We start from the raw sequence: 15,421 nt of genomic DNA on the forward strand, positions 1-15,421 counted from the left end.
GAATTATGGAACGGCTCCGTGAGTATGTCGGGAAAAAACTTAGCGTTGAAAGGGTCAAAGATTCGGATGCGCTGCTTACCAACGGGATAGTATGCAGGTATCTGCCCGACCCCCCGGAAGATTTTGACGAGTTTGAATTCACCTTTGATTTTGAAGATGAAACGGTTGTGCTGCTGGTTACGGTAGAATTGGGAAATATTAAAAGGCTTTATTTCAGTCTTGCCGACCATGATGACCCGGATGTGACCAGGCCTCTTACGGACGATCAGCTTAAGAGACTTCTGTCTTCAAAGGGCGACCGACTGGTGCGTTTCCTAGACCATATTACTCTGTAGTTCAGGCGTCTTGTTGGCGGGATTGCAGAGTTTTTAAAATGACCCGGCGTTCTGTTGAGCCGGGTTGGATGATTTTGTTCGTTTGGTAGGGTATCTGTCGCCCCGTTTCGGACCCGAAAAGCCAGCGGAAGTCTTCGGCGAACAGCTCTTCCGGGTCGGTGCCCGGTTTGTAATTGCGCAGGCGGAGATAATCATCGAAATCTTTTTGCGTAAAAAAGCGGAAGCGCACAAGATGCCCGATTTCGTGGGAAATGGTTGCCGCCACGGAGCAGGGTATAAGAGGTTCTTCCGGTTTGAGGATAAGCGCCCGGCCACGCGAAGGAACAAGTGCGAAAACCGGGCCCAGCATGCCCCCGCAGGGAGAGTATATGACCGCCTTTCCACGGGCGGGAAAGGAGATTCCCGTTATCATGGAACCGTCTTCCGATCGGCGGCGGGGACCGGAAAGACTTATCCGCCAATTTTCTTGAGCGACTTCCGGCAGTATTCCGGCAAGGTGGCGCATTTCAGAAACCGCAGCCTGTTCCGCTTCCGGAGACACCTGCGATGAGGACCGCAGTTTTATGTTGCCTATTTGTGTCAGAGGAAACTCCCTGGTGTAAGGTAGTATTAAGTATATCGCAAAGAGATAAACAAGAATTATCAAAGGTACAGACATAAGAAAGCAGCGTAATCGCATTGATTGTAACACCACCGTTTGTCAGCGTACGGATGGTAATATAAGTAATATTATCCATCGTTATCACCTTCATCGGTCGCCGAAGGTTTAAACTAAAGTACGTGGATTAATTTTAAGTTTAAAAATATAAGGATTATCTTCGAAAAGACGGTGCGGCCCGGATTCTGAAGGATGGTATAATTTGCAACGGCAATTTATTGATCGTCTTATGGCGGCAGCGGGTTAATGTCCGGGATAAACGTTCCCGGCATGTAGCTTTTGTGTTATACTTTGCGGGGCAAAATCGCCGGAACAGTGATATAACGGGTGTTTTAGGGGGTGAATGTGATTCTTTATGAAAGTACAAGGGGTGAAGCGCCGCGGGTCGGAGCGGCGCAGGCGATCCGTGAGGGGATTGCTCCGGACGGAGGGCTTTATGTGCCCGAAGTTTTACCGTTAATTGACGACAAGGCGATTAATGGTCTGTTGGCGCTGTCCTACCAGGACCGGGCGCAAAGGATTCTGACCCCTTTTCTTTCAGACTTTGAGGCGGAAGAAATAAGGGCCTGTATCGGGGCGGCCTATAATGCGAAGAAGTTTCAAGCCCCCGAAATAGCACCGCTGCGAACGTTAGGCGACCGATCTTATATACTTGAACTGTGGCACGGACCGACCTATGCCTTTAAAGACCTGGCCCTGCAGATTCTGCCCCACCTCCTCACCTTATCGGTTAAAAAAACACGCAGTGACGCAGAAGTGGTCATCCTGGTCGCTACCTCCGGCGATACCGGAAAGGCGGCGCTGGAAGGGTTCAGAGATGTATCTGGAACGAAAATAATAGTTTTCTTCCCGGAGGAGGGGGTAAGCGAGGTCCAAAAACGCCAGATGGTTACACAGGAGGGGCGGAACACCTTTGTAGTGGGGGTAAAGGGCAACTTTGACGACGCCCAAACCGGTGTTAAGGATATTTTCAGCGACGCTGAAATCAAAGAGCGCCTGAGAAGAGAAGGATACGAATTTTCATCCGCCAACTCCATCAACTGGGGCAGGCTTCTTCCCCAGATCGTCTACTACTTTTCGGCGTACGCGACACTGCTCTGGGAAAACGCGGTAAGGCCCGGGGAATTAATCAACTTCGTCGTTCCTACCGGTAATTTCGGTAACATACTTGCCGGGTTCTATGCGCGGGCGATGGGGCTGCCGGTAAAGCGGCTGATCCTTGCCGCTAATTCGAACAATGTACTTACCGAGTTTGTGCGCAGCGGTATCTATGACCGGCGGCGGCCTTTCTATAAAACCATTTCCCCGTCCATGGACATCCTCATATCCAGTAACCTGGAGCGTCTGCTTTACGAGGTTACAGGCAAGGATGACGCCCGGCTTCGCGGTTGGATGCGTGGGTTAAGGGAAACCGGCGCGTATGAAGTGGAGGCCGTCGTGCGCGAGCGGATAGGGGAGGCAATCTGGTCGGACTGGGCGCCGGACGAGACGGCGATAGAGACGATCAGGCGGACGTATTCGGATCATGGGTATGTCCTTGACCCGCACACCGCGGTGGCCCGTTCGGTTTATGAACGATACAAGAGTTACAGCGGGGACGACGCCACGACGGTGGTGCTTTCTACCGCAAGTCCCTTCAAGTTTAACCGGGATGTGACCCGAGCGCTCTTGGGGCCATCGGCCGTGCAGGGGAGGGACGAGTTCCAGCTTCTCGATGTCCTGGCGGAATACACCGGATGGCAGGTGCCGCCGGGGCTTGGAAAAATTGCCGAGAAACCCGTCCTCCACCGGCGAGTCGTCCGGAAGGAGGAAATGAAGAGTGCGGTGCGGGAGATCCTCGGAGTGTAGGAGGAAGACGCAAAACGTTAAGGAAGGCGGTTAAGCATGAACGATGATTTTCCGGTTCCCGAATCAGCGGATATAGTGGTCGTCGGCGGCAGCGTGGGAGGGCTTACCGCGGCTACAATGGCCAAGCGGCATTATCCCGATAAAAGTGTGGCTCTGATACGGCGGGATTCCCCTGTGCCGATCCCCTGCGGTATTCCATACCTGTTCGGTACCATAGGCGCCGTTGAGCGGAACCTTGTTCCCGATGCGGTGCTGGATTATGAAGAGATCGACCTGGTCGAGGACGAGGTCACCGCGATTGACCGGGAAGCAGCCAAGGTAAAACTGAGTGACGGAACGACGGTAGGCTACGGCAAACTGATTCTTGCCACCGGTTCTACACCGATAATACCGCCGATTCCCGGCGCGAATAAGAAAAATGTGTTCACCATCAAAAAGAACCCGGAGGCGCTCGAAGAGTTTCTTGAGGTTTTAAAGGCAGCGCAGGACGTGGTGATAGTCGGCGGCGGTTTTATCGGCGTGGAATTCGCCGAGGAAATACGAAAGTACAGCGATAAAAACGTCACCGTGGTGGAAATACTGCCCCACTGCCTGATGCTTTCTTTTGACGAGGTCTTCTGTGTTGCGGCGGAGAAAGAACTTGCCGGCGCGGGTGTGAATGTTTTGACCGGTCTTAAGGTGGAGGAAATAACGGGCGGGGATAAAGCCGCGGGTGTGCGTCTTTCAAACGGAGAAGAGATTAAGGCGGATGTGGTTCTGGTTTCGGCGGGTGTGCGGCCGAATATAGAACTCGCCCGGCAGGCCGGTCTTAAAGCGGACGGGAACGGCATATGGGTGGACCGCGCCATGCGGACGGAGGATAAAAACATTCTTGCGTGCGGTGACTGCGCCGCTAAAACGTCGTTTTTCAAAGGTAAAACAAGCCTTGTCAGGCTGGCTTCGGTGGCGACGATGGAAGCGCGGATCGCCGTGGTCAATCTGTATTCAGTCCGGCGTGAGAATGTCGGGACCATCGGAGTGGTGTCAACGGTGGTTGGAAAGTGCACGCTCGGCGCCGCGGGGCTTACGGAAGACCTAGCCCGGCGCGAAGGTTACGAAGTTATCGCGGTACAGGCGACCTCGCCCAACCGCCATCCGAAGGTGATGCCCGGAATGGTTGAAACCAAGGTCAAGCTGGTCTTTGAAAAGTTCACGGGAAGGATCCTCGGAGGTCAGGCCATGGGCGGGGAGAGCGTCGGCGAACTGGTGAACGTCATTTCGGCGTGTATACTCAACCGGATGACTTATAACGATATGGCGACCTTCCAGATGGGGACACATCCGCTGCTCACCGCCGCGCCGACGAATTATTACCTGACGGTGGCCGCCGACATGGCGGCGCAGAAGGCTTTCACCAGCCGTTAGACGGAAACCGCACTTATCAGAGGTGTTTTGATTGGGAAGTGGGAACCGTACACCTCGGTTCTCACTTCTATATAGAGAGACCGTAATCCGGGGGTGTTTCCTAATACGTACAAAGCCCACCGGCGCTGGCTCAAGAACAACACCCACATTTTGCGGAGCTGAATACGGCGGACCGGGTTGCGGCGGTCGGCGGACCTGTCGGTTGGGCGGAGACAGCTCGTAAAACTATTAAAATACCGTCCGCCGGAAGATCATAAAAGAAACAAGAGTATTTTCGAAAAGGAGTTTTACTGTGAAAAAGATAACCAGGTCTCCGTCAACCGTTCTCTTCCCGGCGCCGGTGGTGCTGGTGACCTCAGCGGCGCTCGACGGCAGACCGAACGTATTTACCGTCGCCTGGACCGCCACCGTCAACTCCATTCCCCCGATGATATCGATCAGCGCCCGGCCGGCCACGTATTCGCACGGCCTGATCAAGCAGTCCGGAGAATTTGTCGTGAACATACCAAACGTGAAACTTGTTTGGGAGGTTGACTACTGCGGAATGGTTTCCGGCCGCGACGTGGATAAATTCGCGGCCACAGGGCTGACACCGATGCCGGCAAAGCACGTGAGGGCGCCGTTGATCGAAGAGTGCCCCGTAAATATCGAATGCCGGGTTACTCAAACGCTTAAACCGGGCGGTCACGAGATGTTTCTGGGTGAAATACTTGCAGTGCATTTTAACGAGGATGCGGTCGACGAAAAAGGTCAGCCGGATATCGACAGGATAAGTCCTTATGCCTATTGCGCCTCGGGATATCGCTTGATTGGGGAGAAAATAGGTCATTACGGCTTCTCCAAGAAACAGCCGAGAAATGGAACGTGAGAAGCGGAAGGTGGCAGAAGATATAAGACCGCTAAGGCGAGGTTGAATGATTTCGGCTAAATGGGGTTGTTATTATCGAACCCTTGCCTTTCAATACGATCTCCACAACCACCGGGTGAATCTTTGAAGGTTTTGAGGGGCAGTATGCGTTCGCGCCATTCGTTCACAATGCGGTTGATAAAGTATGCAATTGAGATTATCTGCACGCCTCTCGGTTCTTTTTCAAAAAGCGCCCCTATTTTCGGGATCAGTCTGTTGGCGCGCGCGGTAAAATCTTTACGTATTTCTTCGTCCTCTTCGATTATAGATTTCAAATCTTCCGCTATGCATATCAGCGCTTCCAGCCGTGAATTAGGAGTCTGCATTTCCAATTTCCCTCCGGAAAAAAAACGGACTACCCTGCAACGATATTTAAAGGTTTTTTTACGCCCTTATCTTCGAGCAGCTGATCGATGGTCATACCGGTGACGGCTCTGAGGTCCCTTACGGTGAAGTAGGCGTCGTACGCGGCGTGATAGCCGAAGGGCTGATCCGCGCCGACCATTACGTCCTTCCAGTCGGCGTTAAAGTGTTTGCTGAAGGCTGATTGCAGCGCTTCCATAGAGTCTATGTCTTCGGGTAAGTCAAGCCAGAGCTTTCCGAGGCTGCCTACGGCAACCACCCGCCGGGGTACGATTCACCCGGTTTCATAAAAATATACGGGGTAATCCCCGGTCTGTTCCGGCGTGAATCGTTCGGAAAACAGGCGTAGAGCGGCGCCGTGCATTGTACCGTAAGCTACCAGAGGGTGACCTGCCGCTATACCAAGCGCCGACGAACACTGGCCGCAGCCCAGCGCTACCAGCAGAAATCGAGAACCCATTAAATACCTCCCAAGAGAACCGGTTACAAATCGAAGGTCTTTAGTATGGCAATCGTTAAATAATTATAGCGCAATTCTAGGTTGCCTCGAAAGAAGATTTAATAAGGACGAACATATAGAGCCGGATAAAAAAAAAGACCCCCGCAAAGGGGGTCTTTTTTACATCATGTCCGGAGGCATCCCGCCGCCCATCGGCATAGAATTCTTTTCTTTCTCTTTCTTTTCGGCAACCAGACACTCGGTGGTGACGATCATTGACGCGATGCTGGCCGCGTTCTGCAGCGCTGAGCGGGTGACCTTTACCGGGTCGATGATTCCGGCTTCGATCATGTTGCAGTACTTCTCGTTAAGCGCGTCGAAACCTACGCCTGCCGGACTGGCCTTAACCTTCTCGACTACCACGGAACCTTCGTGTCCGGCGTTGTTGGCGATTTGTCTGACCGGTTCCTCAAGCGCGCGGCGAATGATATTGACGCCCGTTTGTACATCAAGTGAATCGTGTTTCAGGGCTTCAACCGCGGGCACGCAGTTAAGCAGCGCGGTTCCGCCTCCCGCAACGATGCCCTCTTCCACCGCGGCACGTGTTGCGTTAAGAGCGTCCTCAATGCGGAGTTTTTTCTCCTTCATTTCGGTTTCGGTGGCGGCTCCCACTTCGATGACAGCCACACCGCCTGCCAATTTAGCCAGTCGTTCCTGAAGTTTTTCCTTGTCGAATTCGGAGGTGCTCTCATCTATCTGTTTCTTGATCTGGGCGATACGTTTGGTGATGTCGTCGGAACTTCCCTGCCCGCCGACAACAATGGTCTCTTCCTTCTTGACACGAACCTGGCGCGCCTTTCCAAGCATATCAAGGGTTGTCTTATCAAGTTTAAGCCCTATCTCCTCGGATACAACCTGGCCGCCGGTAAGGATGGCGAGATCCTGGAGCATGGCCTTGCGCCGGTCGCCGAAGCCGGGCGCTTTAACGCCGCAGACCGCAAGCGTACCGCGGAGTTTGTTGACCACCAGGGTGGCCAACGCTTCGCCTTCGACGTCCTCCGCGATAATCAGCAAAGGCTTGCCCGTCTGCAGAACCTTTTCAAGCAGGGGAAGAATGTCGGTTATGGCAGAAACTTTCTTGTCGGTGATGAGGATGTACGGATCGCTTAGAATGGCTTCCATGCGTTCCGGATCGGTTATCATATACGGCGAAATATAGCCGCGGTCGAAGTTCATGCCTTCCACGACTTCCAGCGAGGTGCCCATTCCTTTGGACTCTTCTACGGTTATGACGCCGTCTTTCCCGACCTTTTCCATGGCTTCGGCGATAAGCTCGCCGATGGTCGAGTCGTTGTTGGCGGCAATCGTAGCAACCTGAGTGATTGCAGATTTTGATTCAACCGGTTTAGCCGACTTCTTGAGTTCATCGACTACCTTTTCAACGGCACTCTCGATGCCGCGTTTGATAAGAATCGGATTTGCGCCCGCAGTCACGTTCCTCATGCCCTCACGTACGATCGCCTGGGCGAGGAGCGCCGCGGTAGTGGTACCGTCTCCGGCGATGTCGTTGGTCTTCGTGGCGACCTCTTTTACCAGCTGCGCGCCCATATTTTCAAGAGGGTCGGGAAGCTCCACCTCACGCGCGATGGTAACGCCGTCGTTTACGATTTGCGGTGAACCGAATTTTTTTTCAAGTACAACGTTCCGGCCGCGCGGCCCCAGGGTAACCTTAACCGCATCGGCCAGGGCGTTTACGCCCCGCTCTATCGCTGTACGGGCGTTCTCGCGGTAAACGATATCTTTACCTGGCAATTACTTTTACCTCCTTCAAAGGCTTTAAAATTTAATTATCAATCGAATTAGATTACGCCAAGGATGTCGCTCTCGCGTAAGATCAGATACTCTTCGCCGTCGAGTTTGATCTCGTTTCCGGCGTATTTGGAGTAGAGCACCTGGTCCCCCACCTTCAGGTCAATGGGTACTCGCTGCCCGTTGTCAAGAAGACGACCAGAACCCACCGCCATGACCTCTCCCTTCTGCGGCTTTTCTTTGGCGGTGTCCGGCAGCACGATGCCGCCCTTGGTCACTTCCTCCATCGGCAGAGGTTTAACCACTACCCGTTCTCCTAAAGGCCTTATCAAAGATAACCCCTCCTTTTAAGTTAAACTGTTAGCACTCGATTTAATTGAGTGCTAACAAATAATATAACGAAATCGTGCATAAAGGTAAACTGTCAAATAGCCTAAATATCAGCTTTCAGGCGGTAGCAATATTTAATTATCCTAAAAAAACGGCCCGTATTCTCTTGTTTCACCAAATTTTAAGCTCATGTGATTTCGGCACAAGATAGTTTTGCTAAATAATCTTACCGTTTCCAAGGAAAATTATTCGTAATCGGTGTATCTGTCACGTAATCAAACTAATAATCATCCTATCGCGTTACTCAAAAGAAACGTCGAAAGAACGCCGGGTTGATTGGCCCTGAAAATAGACTTTCTACGGCGGAATTATGGCTGCTCAAGACAATTATTTTGACACTTCGCGCCCGGCGGGTCTATCCTTAACTGAAACATGAATAAATGTATCAATTTTCATGTTGGCTAAATTGTTAGTTAAGCCTATACTTTCCTTAAAGGAAGGAAAGCGGTATGCAAGACACGCTTCATTGGAGAAAGGAAGAAGCACGGGCGGTCCTTCTGAAGCGGCGCGACGCGCTTATTAAGGAAACGGTTAAGGATTGGGGAGAGACAATTCAGGAGAGCGTTCGTCGGCTGCCGCTTTTCCAGGGCGCGCGGATAATAATGTTTTACGCGCCTTTCCGCAACGAGGTCGAGACAGAGGGTCTTATAAAGGAAGCGCTCGCCGCGGGGAAACGTGTCGTATTTCCCGTGGCTGACAAGGTGAACAGGGAGCTTGTTGCCCGGCAGATAATGCGTTACCCGGATGATCTTACGCCCGGAGCTTACAACATCCTTGAGCCGCTGTCGTCGTGTCCGGTAATAGCGGCGAAAGAAGTTGACCTGATCTTTGTGCCGGGCGCGGCTTTTGACCCCCAAGGCTACCGTTTGGGCTACGGGGGAGGGTATTACGACCGGTTTTTGCCGAGGACAAAAGGTATTTCCATCGGGTTGGCTTATCACTTTCAATTACTGGTCACCGTTTTCCCGGAGGAACACGACTGGCCGGTGAACTTTGTTGTAACCGAGGACGTGACGATCGAAACAAACGCGGAGGCGAGGCGGAGGAAATGAGGTATCTGTGCAGCGCACAATTGGAGGAAGACCCGGAACTTAATGCGATCGTTGACCTTTATCGGAACAGACCTGAGCAGTTAATTGCGGCGCTTCTAGCCGTCCAAAAGCTGTACGGATACCTGCCGGAGGCGGCCATGCGCTCGTTAGCGAAAGAACTAAAGGTGCCTTTCAGCAAAATATATGGTGCGGCGACGTTCTACTCACAGTTCAGGTTAAAACCGCGCGGCCGCCATCTGGCAAGCGTCTGTCTCGGAACGGCCTGCCAGGTTCGCGGCGGCGAACGGATATACCGCAGGGTAAAACGCGAACTGGGAGTGAAATTAGGGGAGACCACTCCTGACGGCCGTTTTACCCTTGAAACGGTTTCATGCGTCGGAGCGTGCGGCATGGCGCCGGTCGTTATCGTCGATGAGCATACCCACGGGAGGCAAACGCCGGAAAAGGCGGTAAAGGTTATCAATTCTTACGATTAAGGTAAAGACAAGGGATATATAACGTCTTCTTTCGTTAAAAAAGAAGTCAGAACATTTTTATTACCCTTAAGCCGTGAATAAGCAAAGAAGTGTGACGTGAGAGGTTGGGTATTCTGTGGGTTCTTTAATGGAAAAATGCTGTAACCAATGCAGGCATTCACCAGCAACTCCCTGTAAAGATTATGTTAATTGCCGGGTGGAAGGGCCGATTTGTCACGACGACCAGAAGTGTAAAGAAAAGCGCCGGGAGTTCCTGAAACATATCGTTACCGAACCGGGGGCCGAACGCAAAAAGGTTGTGCTCTGCGGGGGGCTGAACTGCGGTTCAGCCGGGGCTTTCAGCCTGGCCGATGTTTTTCGCGACGAAATTGAGAAACAGGGGCTCGGTGACTTAACCACGGTGGTGCTTTCAGGATGCAGAGGATTCTGCGAGCAGGGACCGAGCGTAATAATCGAGCCGGACCGGACTTTTTACCGGTGGGTCACCCGGGAGGATATTCCCGAAATTGTAAGTGTGCATCTAAAAGAAGGCGGGGTCGTTGAAAGACTTCTTTACCAGGACCCGCAGACCGGTTTACTCTGCCGAACCTGCGACGATATACCTTTCTATCAGCGGCAGATGAAGGTGGTTCTGAAGCATTGCGGTTTTATAGACCCGGAAGACATCAGCGAGTATATAGCGGTCGGCGGTTATCGGGCTCTCGCACAGGCCGTGAACGACATGAAACCTGACGGCGTACTCGAGGAGATAAAGAAGTCCGGTCTGCGGGGACGCGGAGGCGCCGGTTTTCCCACCGGCAAAAAGTGGGACACGGCGCGCCGGGTGCCTGCCGACAAGCGATACGTTATATGTAACGCCGACGAAGGAGACCCGGGTGCTTTTATGGACCGCGCGGTTCTTGAAGGGAACCCTCATTCCGTTCTTGAAGGGATGCTGCTGTGCGCGTACGTGGTCGGGTCGGATGAAGGATATATTTATGTGCGGGCTGAGTACCCCCTGGCGGTAAGACGCTTGCGTATCGCGATCGAGCAGGCCGAACGGTACGGACTTCTTGGAACCGACATATTGGGTTCGGGAATGAATTTCAACATTAAAATTAATGAGGGCGCAGGGGCTTTCGTGTGCGGTGAATCAACGGCGCTTATGTCTTCGATAGAAGGAAACCGGGGCATTCCGCGGATCAAGGTGCCCCGCTCAACCGAGAAGGGCCTTTTCGGCAAACCGACGGTGCTGAATAACGTTGAGACCTTCGCCAATGTCCCAAAGATAGTAGTAAACGGGGGCGGGTGGTTCGCCTCCGTGGGCACGGAAAGAAGCAAAGGAACAAAGATCTTTGCATTAAGCGGGAAGGTGCAGAACACGGGATTGGTCGAGGTCCCCATGGGAATAACCCTCCGGGATCTGATCTTCGGAATCGGCGGCGGTATTAAGGGCGGCGGTAAGTTTAAGGCCCTGCAGATAGGCGGTCCTTCCGGCGGCAGCCTTCCCGAAGACATGCTTGATCTACCGATAGATTATGAATCACTGACCGGAGCCGGGGCGATGATGGGATCGGGAAGCATCGTGGTTATGGACGATGAAAACTGCATGGTGAACATGGCCCGCTTCTTCCTGAACTTCACAGAACGCGAGTCCTGTGGAAAGTGTACTCCCTGTCGCGAGGGGACCACCAGAATGCTTGAAATATTGGAGCGAATAACCACCGGTAACGGAAATTTGAACGATATTCCGCTTCTCGAATATCTTGGTGGAGTTGTAAAGACAACCGCTTTCTGCGGTTTGGGAACGTCGGCCCCTAATCCGGTTTTAACCACGTTGAGTTATTTCCGGAACGAGTATCTTAGACATATAAGGGATAGACGCTGTCCGGCCGGGGAATGTCTTGCCCTGCGCCAGTTTATCATTATGACCGATAAATGCTCCGGCTGCGGCGCATGCGCGTTTGTGTGTCCGGCAAAGGCAATAAGCGGTGAAAAGAAGAAACCTCACCAAATAGACCTTGACGCGTGTATCAGGTGCGGGCGCTGCTACGAGATATGCAAAAAATATAAGGCCATTAAGCGGCGCTGAATAGAGCCGGGTGTTCTGCCGGGTGCTTGCCCGGGTAGACATCGGGAACTGTTCAAGGCATAGGTTTTCGGATGAAAAACGCGGCTGAATGCCGGGCAGCAGTATCATAGGGGGTAAGCCTTTTGGCAAAAGAAGTGACTCTAATAATAAACGGGCAGGAGATTACCGTCCCGGAGGGGACTACTATCCTCGAAGCGGCACGTGGAGCGGACGTAGACATTCCTACCCTCTGTCATGACCCCGAACTCGCGCTGTGGGGCGGTTGCCGTTTGTGCATAGTTGAGGTCCGCGGTATGAAAAGCATGCCCGCATCTTGTTGCACGCCTGTGCGCAGGGGTATGGTGGTGGAAACGGAAAGTCCTGCGGTACGCCATGCCCGCCGGACCCTGATCGAACTTTTTCTGGCCAACCATCCCGACGACTGTCTCGCCTGCGAAAAAACAGGGGCTTGTAAGCTACAGGACCTTGCCTACCGGTACGGGGTGAGGCAATCAAGTTTTGCAGGAAAAAAGCGGAATTATCCCATCGAAAAAGAGAATCCGTTTATCGTCAGAGATATGAACAAATGTATTCTGTGCGGTCTCTGCGTGAGGGTTTGCAGCGAAATCGCAGGCAGATCCGTAATCGATTTCACGAACCGGGGATTTTTCAGCAAGATTACACCGGCGATGGACCTGCCTCTGGAGAAGTCAGAGTGCGTTTTTTGCGGCAACTGCATCTCAGTATGTCCGGTCGGCGCCATCACAGCTAAACCGATGTGGGGCCAGGGGCGGCGCTGGGAGGTAAAAAAGGTCAGGACGGTGTGCCCTTACTGCGGAACGGGATGTTCATTCGACCTTAACGTAAAAGGAGACAGGGTTATCGGGGTCACTTCAACGCCAGAGGCGCCGGTGAACGGGCGCTGGTTATGCATTAAAGGGCGATTCGGATTCGGCTTTATTCATCACCGGGAACGTCTGCAGATGCCGCTGATCAGGAGCCCATACCTTTTCAGTAAGGTAACCTGGGAAAAGGCGGTAAGTACCGCTGCCGGGCGCCTGAAAGAGATAAAGGCAAAATACGGACCGGAGGCGATCGGGATACTGGCTTCGGCCCGGTGTACGAACGAAGAGAATTACCTGCTCAACAAGTTTGCCCGGGCGGTAGTCGGGACCAACAACATCGATCACTGCGCCCGTCTCTGACACTCTCCCACCGTCGCCGGTCTGGCGGCATCGTTTGGGAGCGGAGCGGCTACAAATACGCTCGCCGAGATACCGGATGCCGAATTCATCCTGGTGCTTGGCAGCAATACCACTGAAACACATCCGGTGGTAGCGATACAGATTCAGAAAGCCCTGAGGCGCGGGGCGGTTCTGGCGGTTGTGGACCCGCGAGCGACAGAGATATCTTCCCGGGCACGTTACCACCTGCAGATCAAACCGGGCACCGATGTGGCGCTCTTAAACGCCATGGCGAACGTTATTATTAAAGAAAAACTTCAGGATAAGGAATTCGTGTCGACGCGAACGGAGGATTTCGAAGCGTTTCATAAGGAAGTGAAACGCTGCCCGCCGGAGATGGCGGCCGAGCTCTGCGGTATTTCGGCAGATGCCGTCAGGGCGGTCGCCAGAGGTTACGCCCGGGCGGGAACAGCCGTTATATTGTACACGATGGGAATCACACAGCACACATGCGGTACCAATAACGTTATGGCCATAGCCAACCTGGCGATGCTCTGCGGGCACGTAGGGAAGGAATCAAGCGGTATATATCCTTTAAGGGGGCAGAACAACGTACAGGGCGCGTGCGACATGGGCGCACTGCCCGACTGCCTGCCTGGTTACCAGCGTTTGGACGACCCGAAGGTACACGCCAAGTTTAAAGCGGCCTGGAACGCCCCGGTACCCAAAAAACCGGGTCTTGCCGCGCCCGAGATGTTTGAGGCGGCGGCCGAGGGACGGATCAAGGCGATGTATATCGCCGGTGAAAACCCGGCGCTCACCGAAGCGGACGGCGGTATGGTAAAAAAGGCGCTGGAAAAGCTGGAGTTACTGGTTGTTCAAGACCTTTTCCTCACGGAAACAGCACGGTTTGCGCATGTGGTCCTGCCGGCCGCAAGTTTTGCCGAAAAAGAGGGTACCTTTACCAACACCGAGCGCCGGATTCAAAGGGTGCACAAAGCGGTATACCCTGTCGGTGAAGCCAAGCCGGATGGTGAAATAATCTGCCTTATGGCCAGGGCCATGGGATATCCGATGTGGTACAGTTCGCCGGCCGAGGTGATGGCGGAAATAGCCAACCTTACTCCGATTTACGGCGGGGTATCATATTCATATCTGGAAAACGACGGCCTTTTTTGGCCTTGTCCGGCGCCGGGACACCCGGGCACCAGGATACTTCACCAGAAACGTTTTATACGCGGGAAAGGACGTTTCCATCCGGTGAGTTTCTCACCCCCTGATGAACAACCGGACGACGAGTTCCCGTTGCTCTTGATCACCGGAAGATACCTTACCCATTATCATTCGGGTACGATGACAAGCCGTACCCCGCTAGGTTTCTACCAGCAGACCTGGGTGGAATTGAGCATGCAGGACGCAGAGCGTCTTGATATCGGCTGCCGGGACCGCGTAACCGTAACCTCCAGGCAGGGAAGGGTGAAAATGGTCGCCACGGTCAATGAAAACCTGCCGGAGGGGGTAATATTTGCGACCTTCCATTCGGCGGAAAGCCCGGTTAACCTTCTTGTGGGCCCGTGGCGCGACCCGATCGCTAAAATTCCGGCTTTTAAAGGGGTCGCCGTTAAGATTGAGAAGGCGGTCAAATAACAGTCACGAGTCACGAGTTGCGGGTTACGAGTCACGAGTTGCGAGTTGCGGGTTACGAGTCACGAGTTGCGGGTCACGAGTCACGAGTCACGAGTCACGAGTCACGAGTCACGAGTCAAAGATACTGACTACTAATTATCACTCCCGGACTATCCTTTCCGGGTGTGTGTAAAGGTTAAAACGCTCGCCACGGGCAAAGCCGATGGCGGTTACGCCTTCGGCGATTGCAGTTTCAATACCCCTGGAGGTCGGGGCGGCGGGGGAAACTACCACCCGGATACCCGAACGCGAAACCCTTTCCATTACCCCGCAGGTAAGACGCCCGCTGAAAAACAGGATTAGACCTGAAGGATTCAGTTTTTTTCTCAATATAAAACCGGTTAGTTTCTCAAGCACGTTGAAGCGGCCTGTGTCTTCAACCATAAAGACGACCTTGTCTGAATCGACGATCAGCCCGCAGTGCACGGCGCCGGTTTTCCGAAAGAGATGGTTCTCAGCGAGATTCTCTGCGTATTTTAAAACTATTTCCGGCGTGATGAAGGGTTCAAGGGGCAGGGAAGGGACCGGCGGGTAATCCGGCTTGCTTCTTGAAGCGCGAAGTATAACATGCGCCTCTTTTTTTGTCGAGTCCATCTCCAGCGTTTCTATATCGGAAAGTTCTGTTATAAAGCGGGATTGAAACAGGTGCCCGATGAGCAGAAGGTCGAGGTCCGCGGGGAGACAGAAAGCGGTATGGATGTGGTGCCCGTCGAGGTATATGAGAAAGACTTCTTCACGGACCACCACGTCAGACGGGTCTTCCCAGTTTCCCCTTGTATAGCGGTGTATCTGCCGTTGTGTAGTGATCAAAGGGTTTATC

General features: G+C 53.2%; 15 protein-coding genes. 8 read left to right on the forward strand and 7 right to left on the reverse strand.

Translation table 11 applies throughout. From position 1 onward, the window contains the following. Positions 1–5: 5 nt before the first annotated feature. Positions 6–335 (forward strand): hypothetical protein, encoded by a 330-nt coding sequence (locus AB1500_03225; GenBank protein ID MEW6182175.1) that lies wholly within the window; start codon positions 6–8, stop codon positions 333–335. Position 336: 1 nt separating this feature from the next. Here AB1500_03225 and AB1500_03230 read toward each other — a convergent pair whose 3' ends face one another. Then, positions 337–1,014, reverse strand: a complete 678-nt coding sequence (locus tag AB1500_03230; GenBank protein MEW6182176.1) for a hypothetical protein — start codon at positions 1,012–1,014, stop codon at positions 337–339. Positions 1,015–1,338: 324 nt separating this feature from the next. On the opposite strand from AB1500_03230, the gene thrC reads away from it, so the two are divergent. From thrC to AB1500_03245, 3 genes are all read left to right on the forward strand, one after another. Further along, positions 1,339–2,841, forward strand: coding sequence for a threonine synthase (gene thrC / locus AB1500_03235; GenBank protein MEW6182177.1), 1,503 nt, complete (start codon positions 1,339–1,341; stop codon positions 2,839–2,841). Positions 2,842–2,877: 36 nt separating this feature from the next. Next, a complete protein-coding gene (locus AB1500_03240; protein MEW6182178.1) occupies positions 2,878–4,245 on the forward strand; it encodes an FAD-dependent oxidoreductase in 1,368 nt (455 codons plus the stop codon). Positions 4,246–4,537: 292 nt separating this feature from the next. Beyond that, positions 4,538–5,113, forward strand: a complete 576-nt coding sequence (locus AB1500_03245) for a flavin reductase family protein (GenBank protein ID MEW6182179.1) — start codon at positions 4,538–4,540, stop codon at positions 5,111–5,113. Between the two features lie 56 nt (positions 5,114–5,169). On the opposite strand, the gene AB1500_03250 is transcribed toward AB1500_03245, so the two are convergent. The 5 genes from AB1500_03250 to groES all read right to left on the reverse strand — a co-directional run bounded on the left by AB1500_03250 (position 5,170) and on the right by groES (position 8,095). Further along, positions 5,170–5,484 carry a hypothetical protein gene (locus tag AB1500_03250; GenBank protein ID MEW6182180.1) on the reverse strand — a complete coding sequence of 105 codons (315 nt, stop codon included), beginning with the start codon at positions 5,482–5,484 and terminating at the stop codon, positions 5,170–5,172. Between the two features lie 23 nt (positions 5,485–5,507). After that, a complete protein-coding gene (locus AB1500_03255) occupies positions 5,508–5,774 on the reverse strand; it encodes a hypothetical protein (protein ID MEW6182181.1) in 267 nt (88 codons plus the stop codon). Positions 5,775–5,789: 15 nt separating this feature from the next. Next, positions 5,790–5,975, reverse strand: a complete 186-nt coding sequence (locus AB1500_03260; protein ID MEW6182182.1) for a hypothetical protein — start codon at positions 5,973–5,975, stop codon at positions 5,790–5,792. Positions 5,976–6,134: 159 nt separating this feature from the next. Continuing rightward, on the reverse strand, positions 6,135–7,766 hold the full coding sequence (gene groL / locus AB1500_03265; GenBank protein ID MEW6182183.1) for a chaperonin GroEL: 1,632 nt from the start codon (positions 7,764–7,766) through the stop codon (positions 6,135–6,137). Between the two features lie 47 nt (positions 7,767–7,813). Continuing rightward, positions 7,814–8,095, reverse strand: a complete 282-nt coding sequence (groES, locus tag AB1500_03270; protein MEW6182184.1) for a co-chaperone GroES — start codon at positions 8,093–8,095, stop codon at positions 7,814–7,816. 507 nt (positions 8,096–8,602) lie between these two features. On the opposite strand from groES, the gene AB1500_03275 reads away from it, so the two are divergent. From AB1500_03275 to fdhF, 4 genes are all read left to right on the forward strand, one after another. Then, a complete protein-coding gene (locus tag AB1500_03275) occupies positions 8,603–9,205 on the forward strand; it encodes a 5-formyltetrahydrofolate cyclo-ligase (protein MEW6182185.1) in 603 nt (200 codons plus the stop codon). Next, positions 9,202–9,681: an NADH-quinone oxidoreductase subunit NuoE gene (nuoE, locus tag AB1500_03280; GenBank protein ID MEW6182186.1), complete on the forward strand. Its 480-nt coding sequence runs from the start codon at positions 9,202–9,204 to the stop codon at positions 9,679–9,681. Before AB1500_03275 ends, nuoE begins: the two co-directional genes overlap by 4 nt. Positions 9,682–9,808: 127 nt before the next feature. After that, positions 9,809–11,752, forward strand: a complete 1,944-nt coding sequence (locus AB1500_03285) for an NADH-quinone oxidoreductase subunit NuoF (GenBank protein MEW6182187.1) — start codon at positions 9,809–9,811, stop codon at positions 11,750–11,752. A gap of 122 nt (positions 11,753–11,874) precedes the next feature. Beyond that, positions 11,875–14,562, forward strand: coding sequence for a formate dehydrogenase subunit alpha (fdhF, locus tag AB1500_03290; protein MEW6182188.1), 2,688 nt, complete (start codon positions 11,875–11,877; stop codon positions 14,560–14,562). Positions 14,563–14,700: 138 nt separating this feature from the next. Here fdhF and AB1500_03295 read toward each other — a convergent pair whose 3' ends face one another. Continuing rightward, positions 14,701–15,411 (reverse strand): formate dehydrogenase accessory sulfurtransferase FdhD, encoded by a 711-nt coding sequence (locus tag AB1500_03295; GenBank protein ID MEW6182189.1) that lies wholly within the window; start codon positions 15,409–15,411, stop codon positions 14,701–14,703. Positions 15,412–15,421 lie beyond the last annotated feature (10 nt).

This window comes from Bacillota bacterium (assembly GCA_040755295.1).
GTDB lineage: Bacteria > Bacillota > Desulfotomaculia > Desulfotomaculales > Ammonificaceae > SURF-55.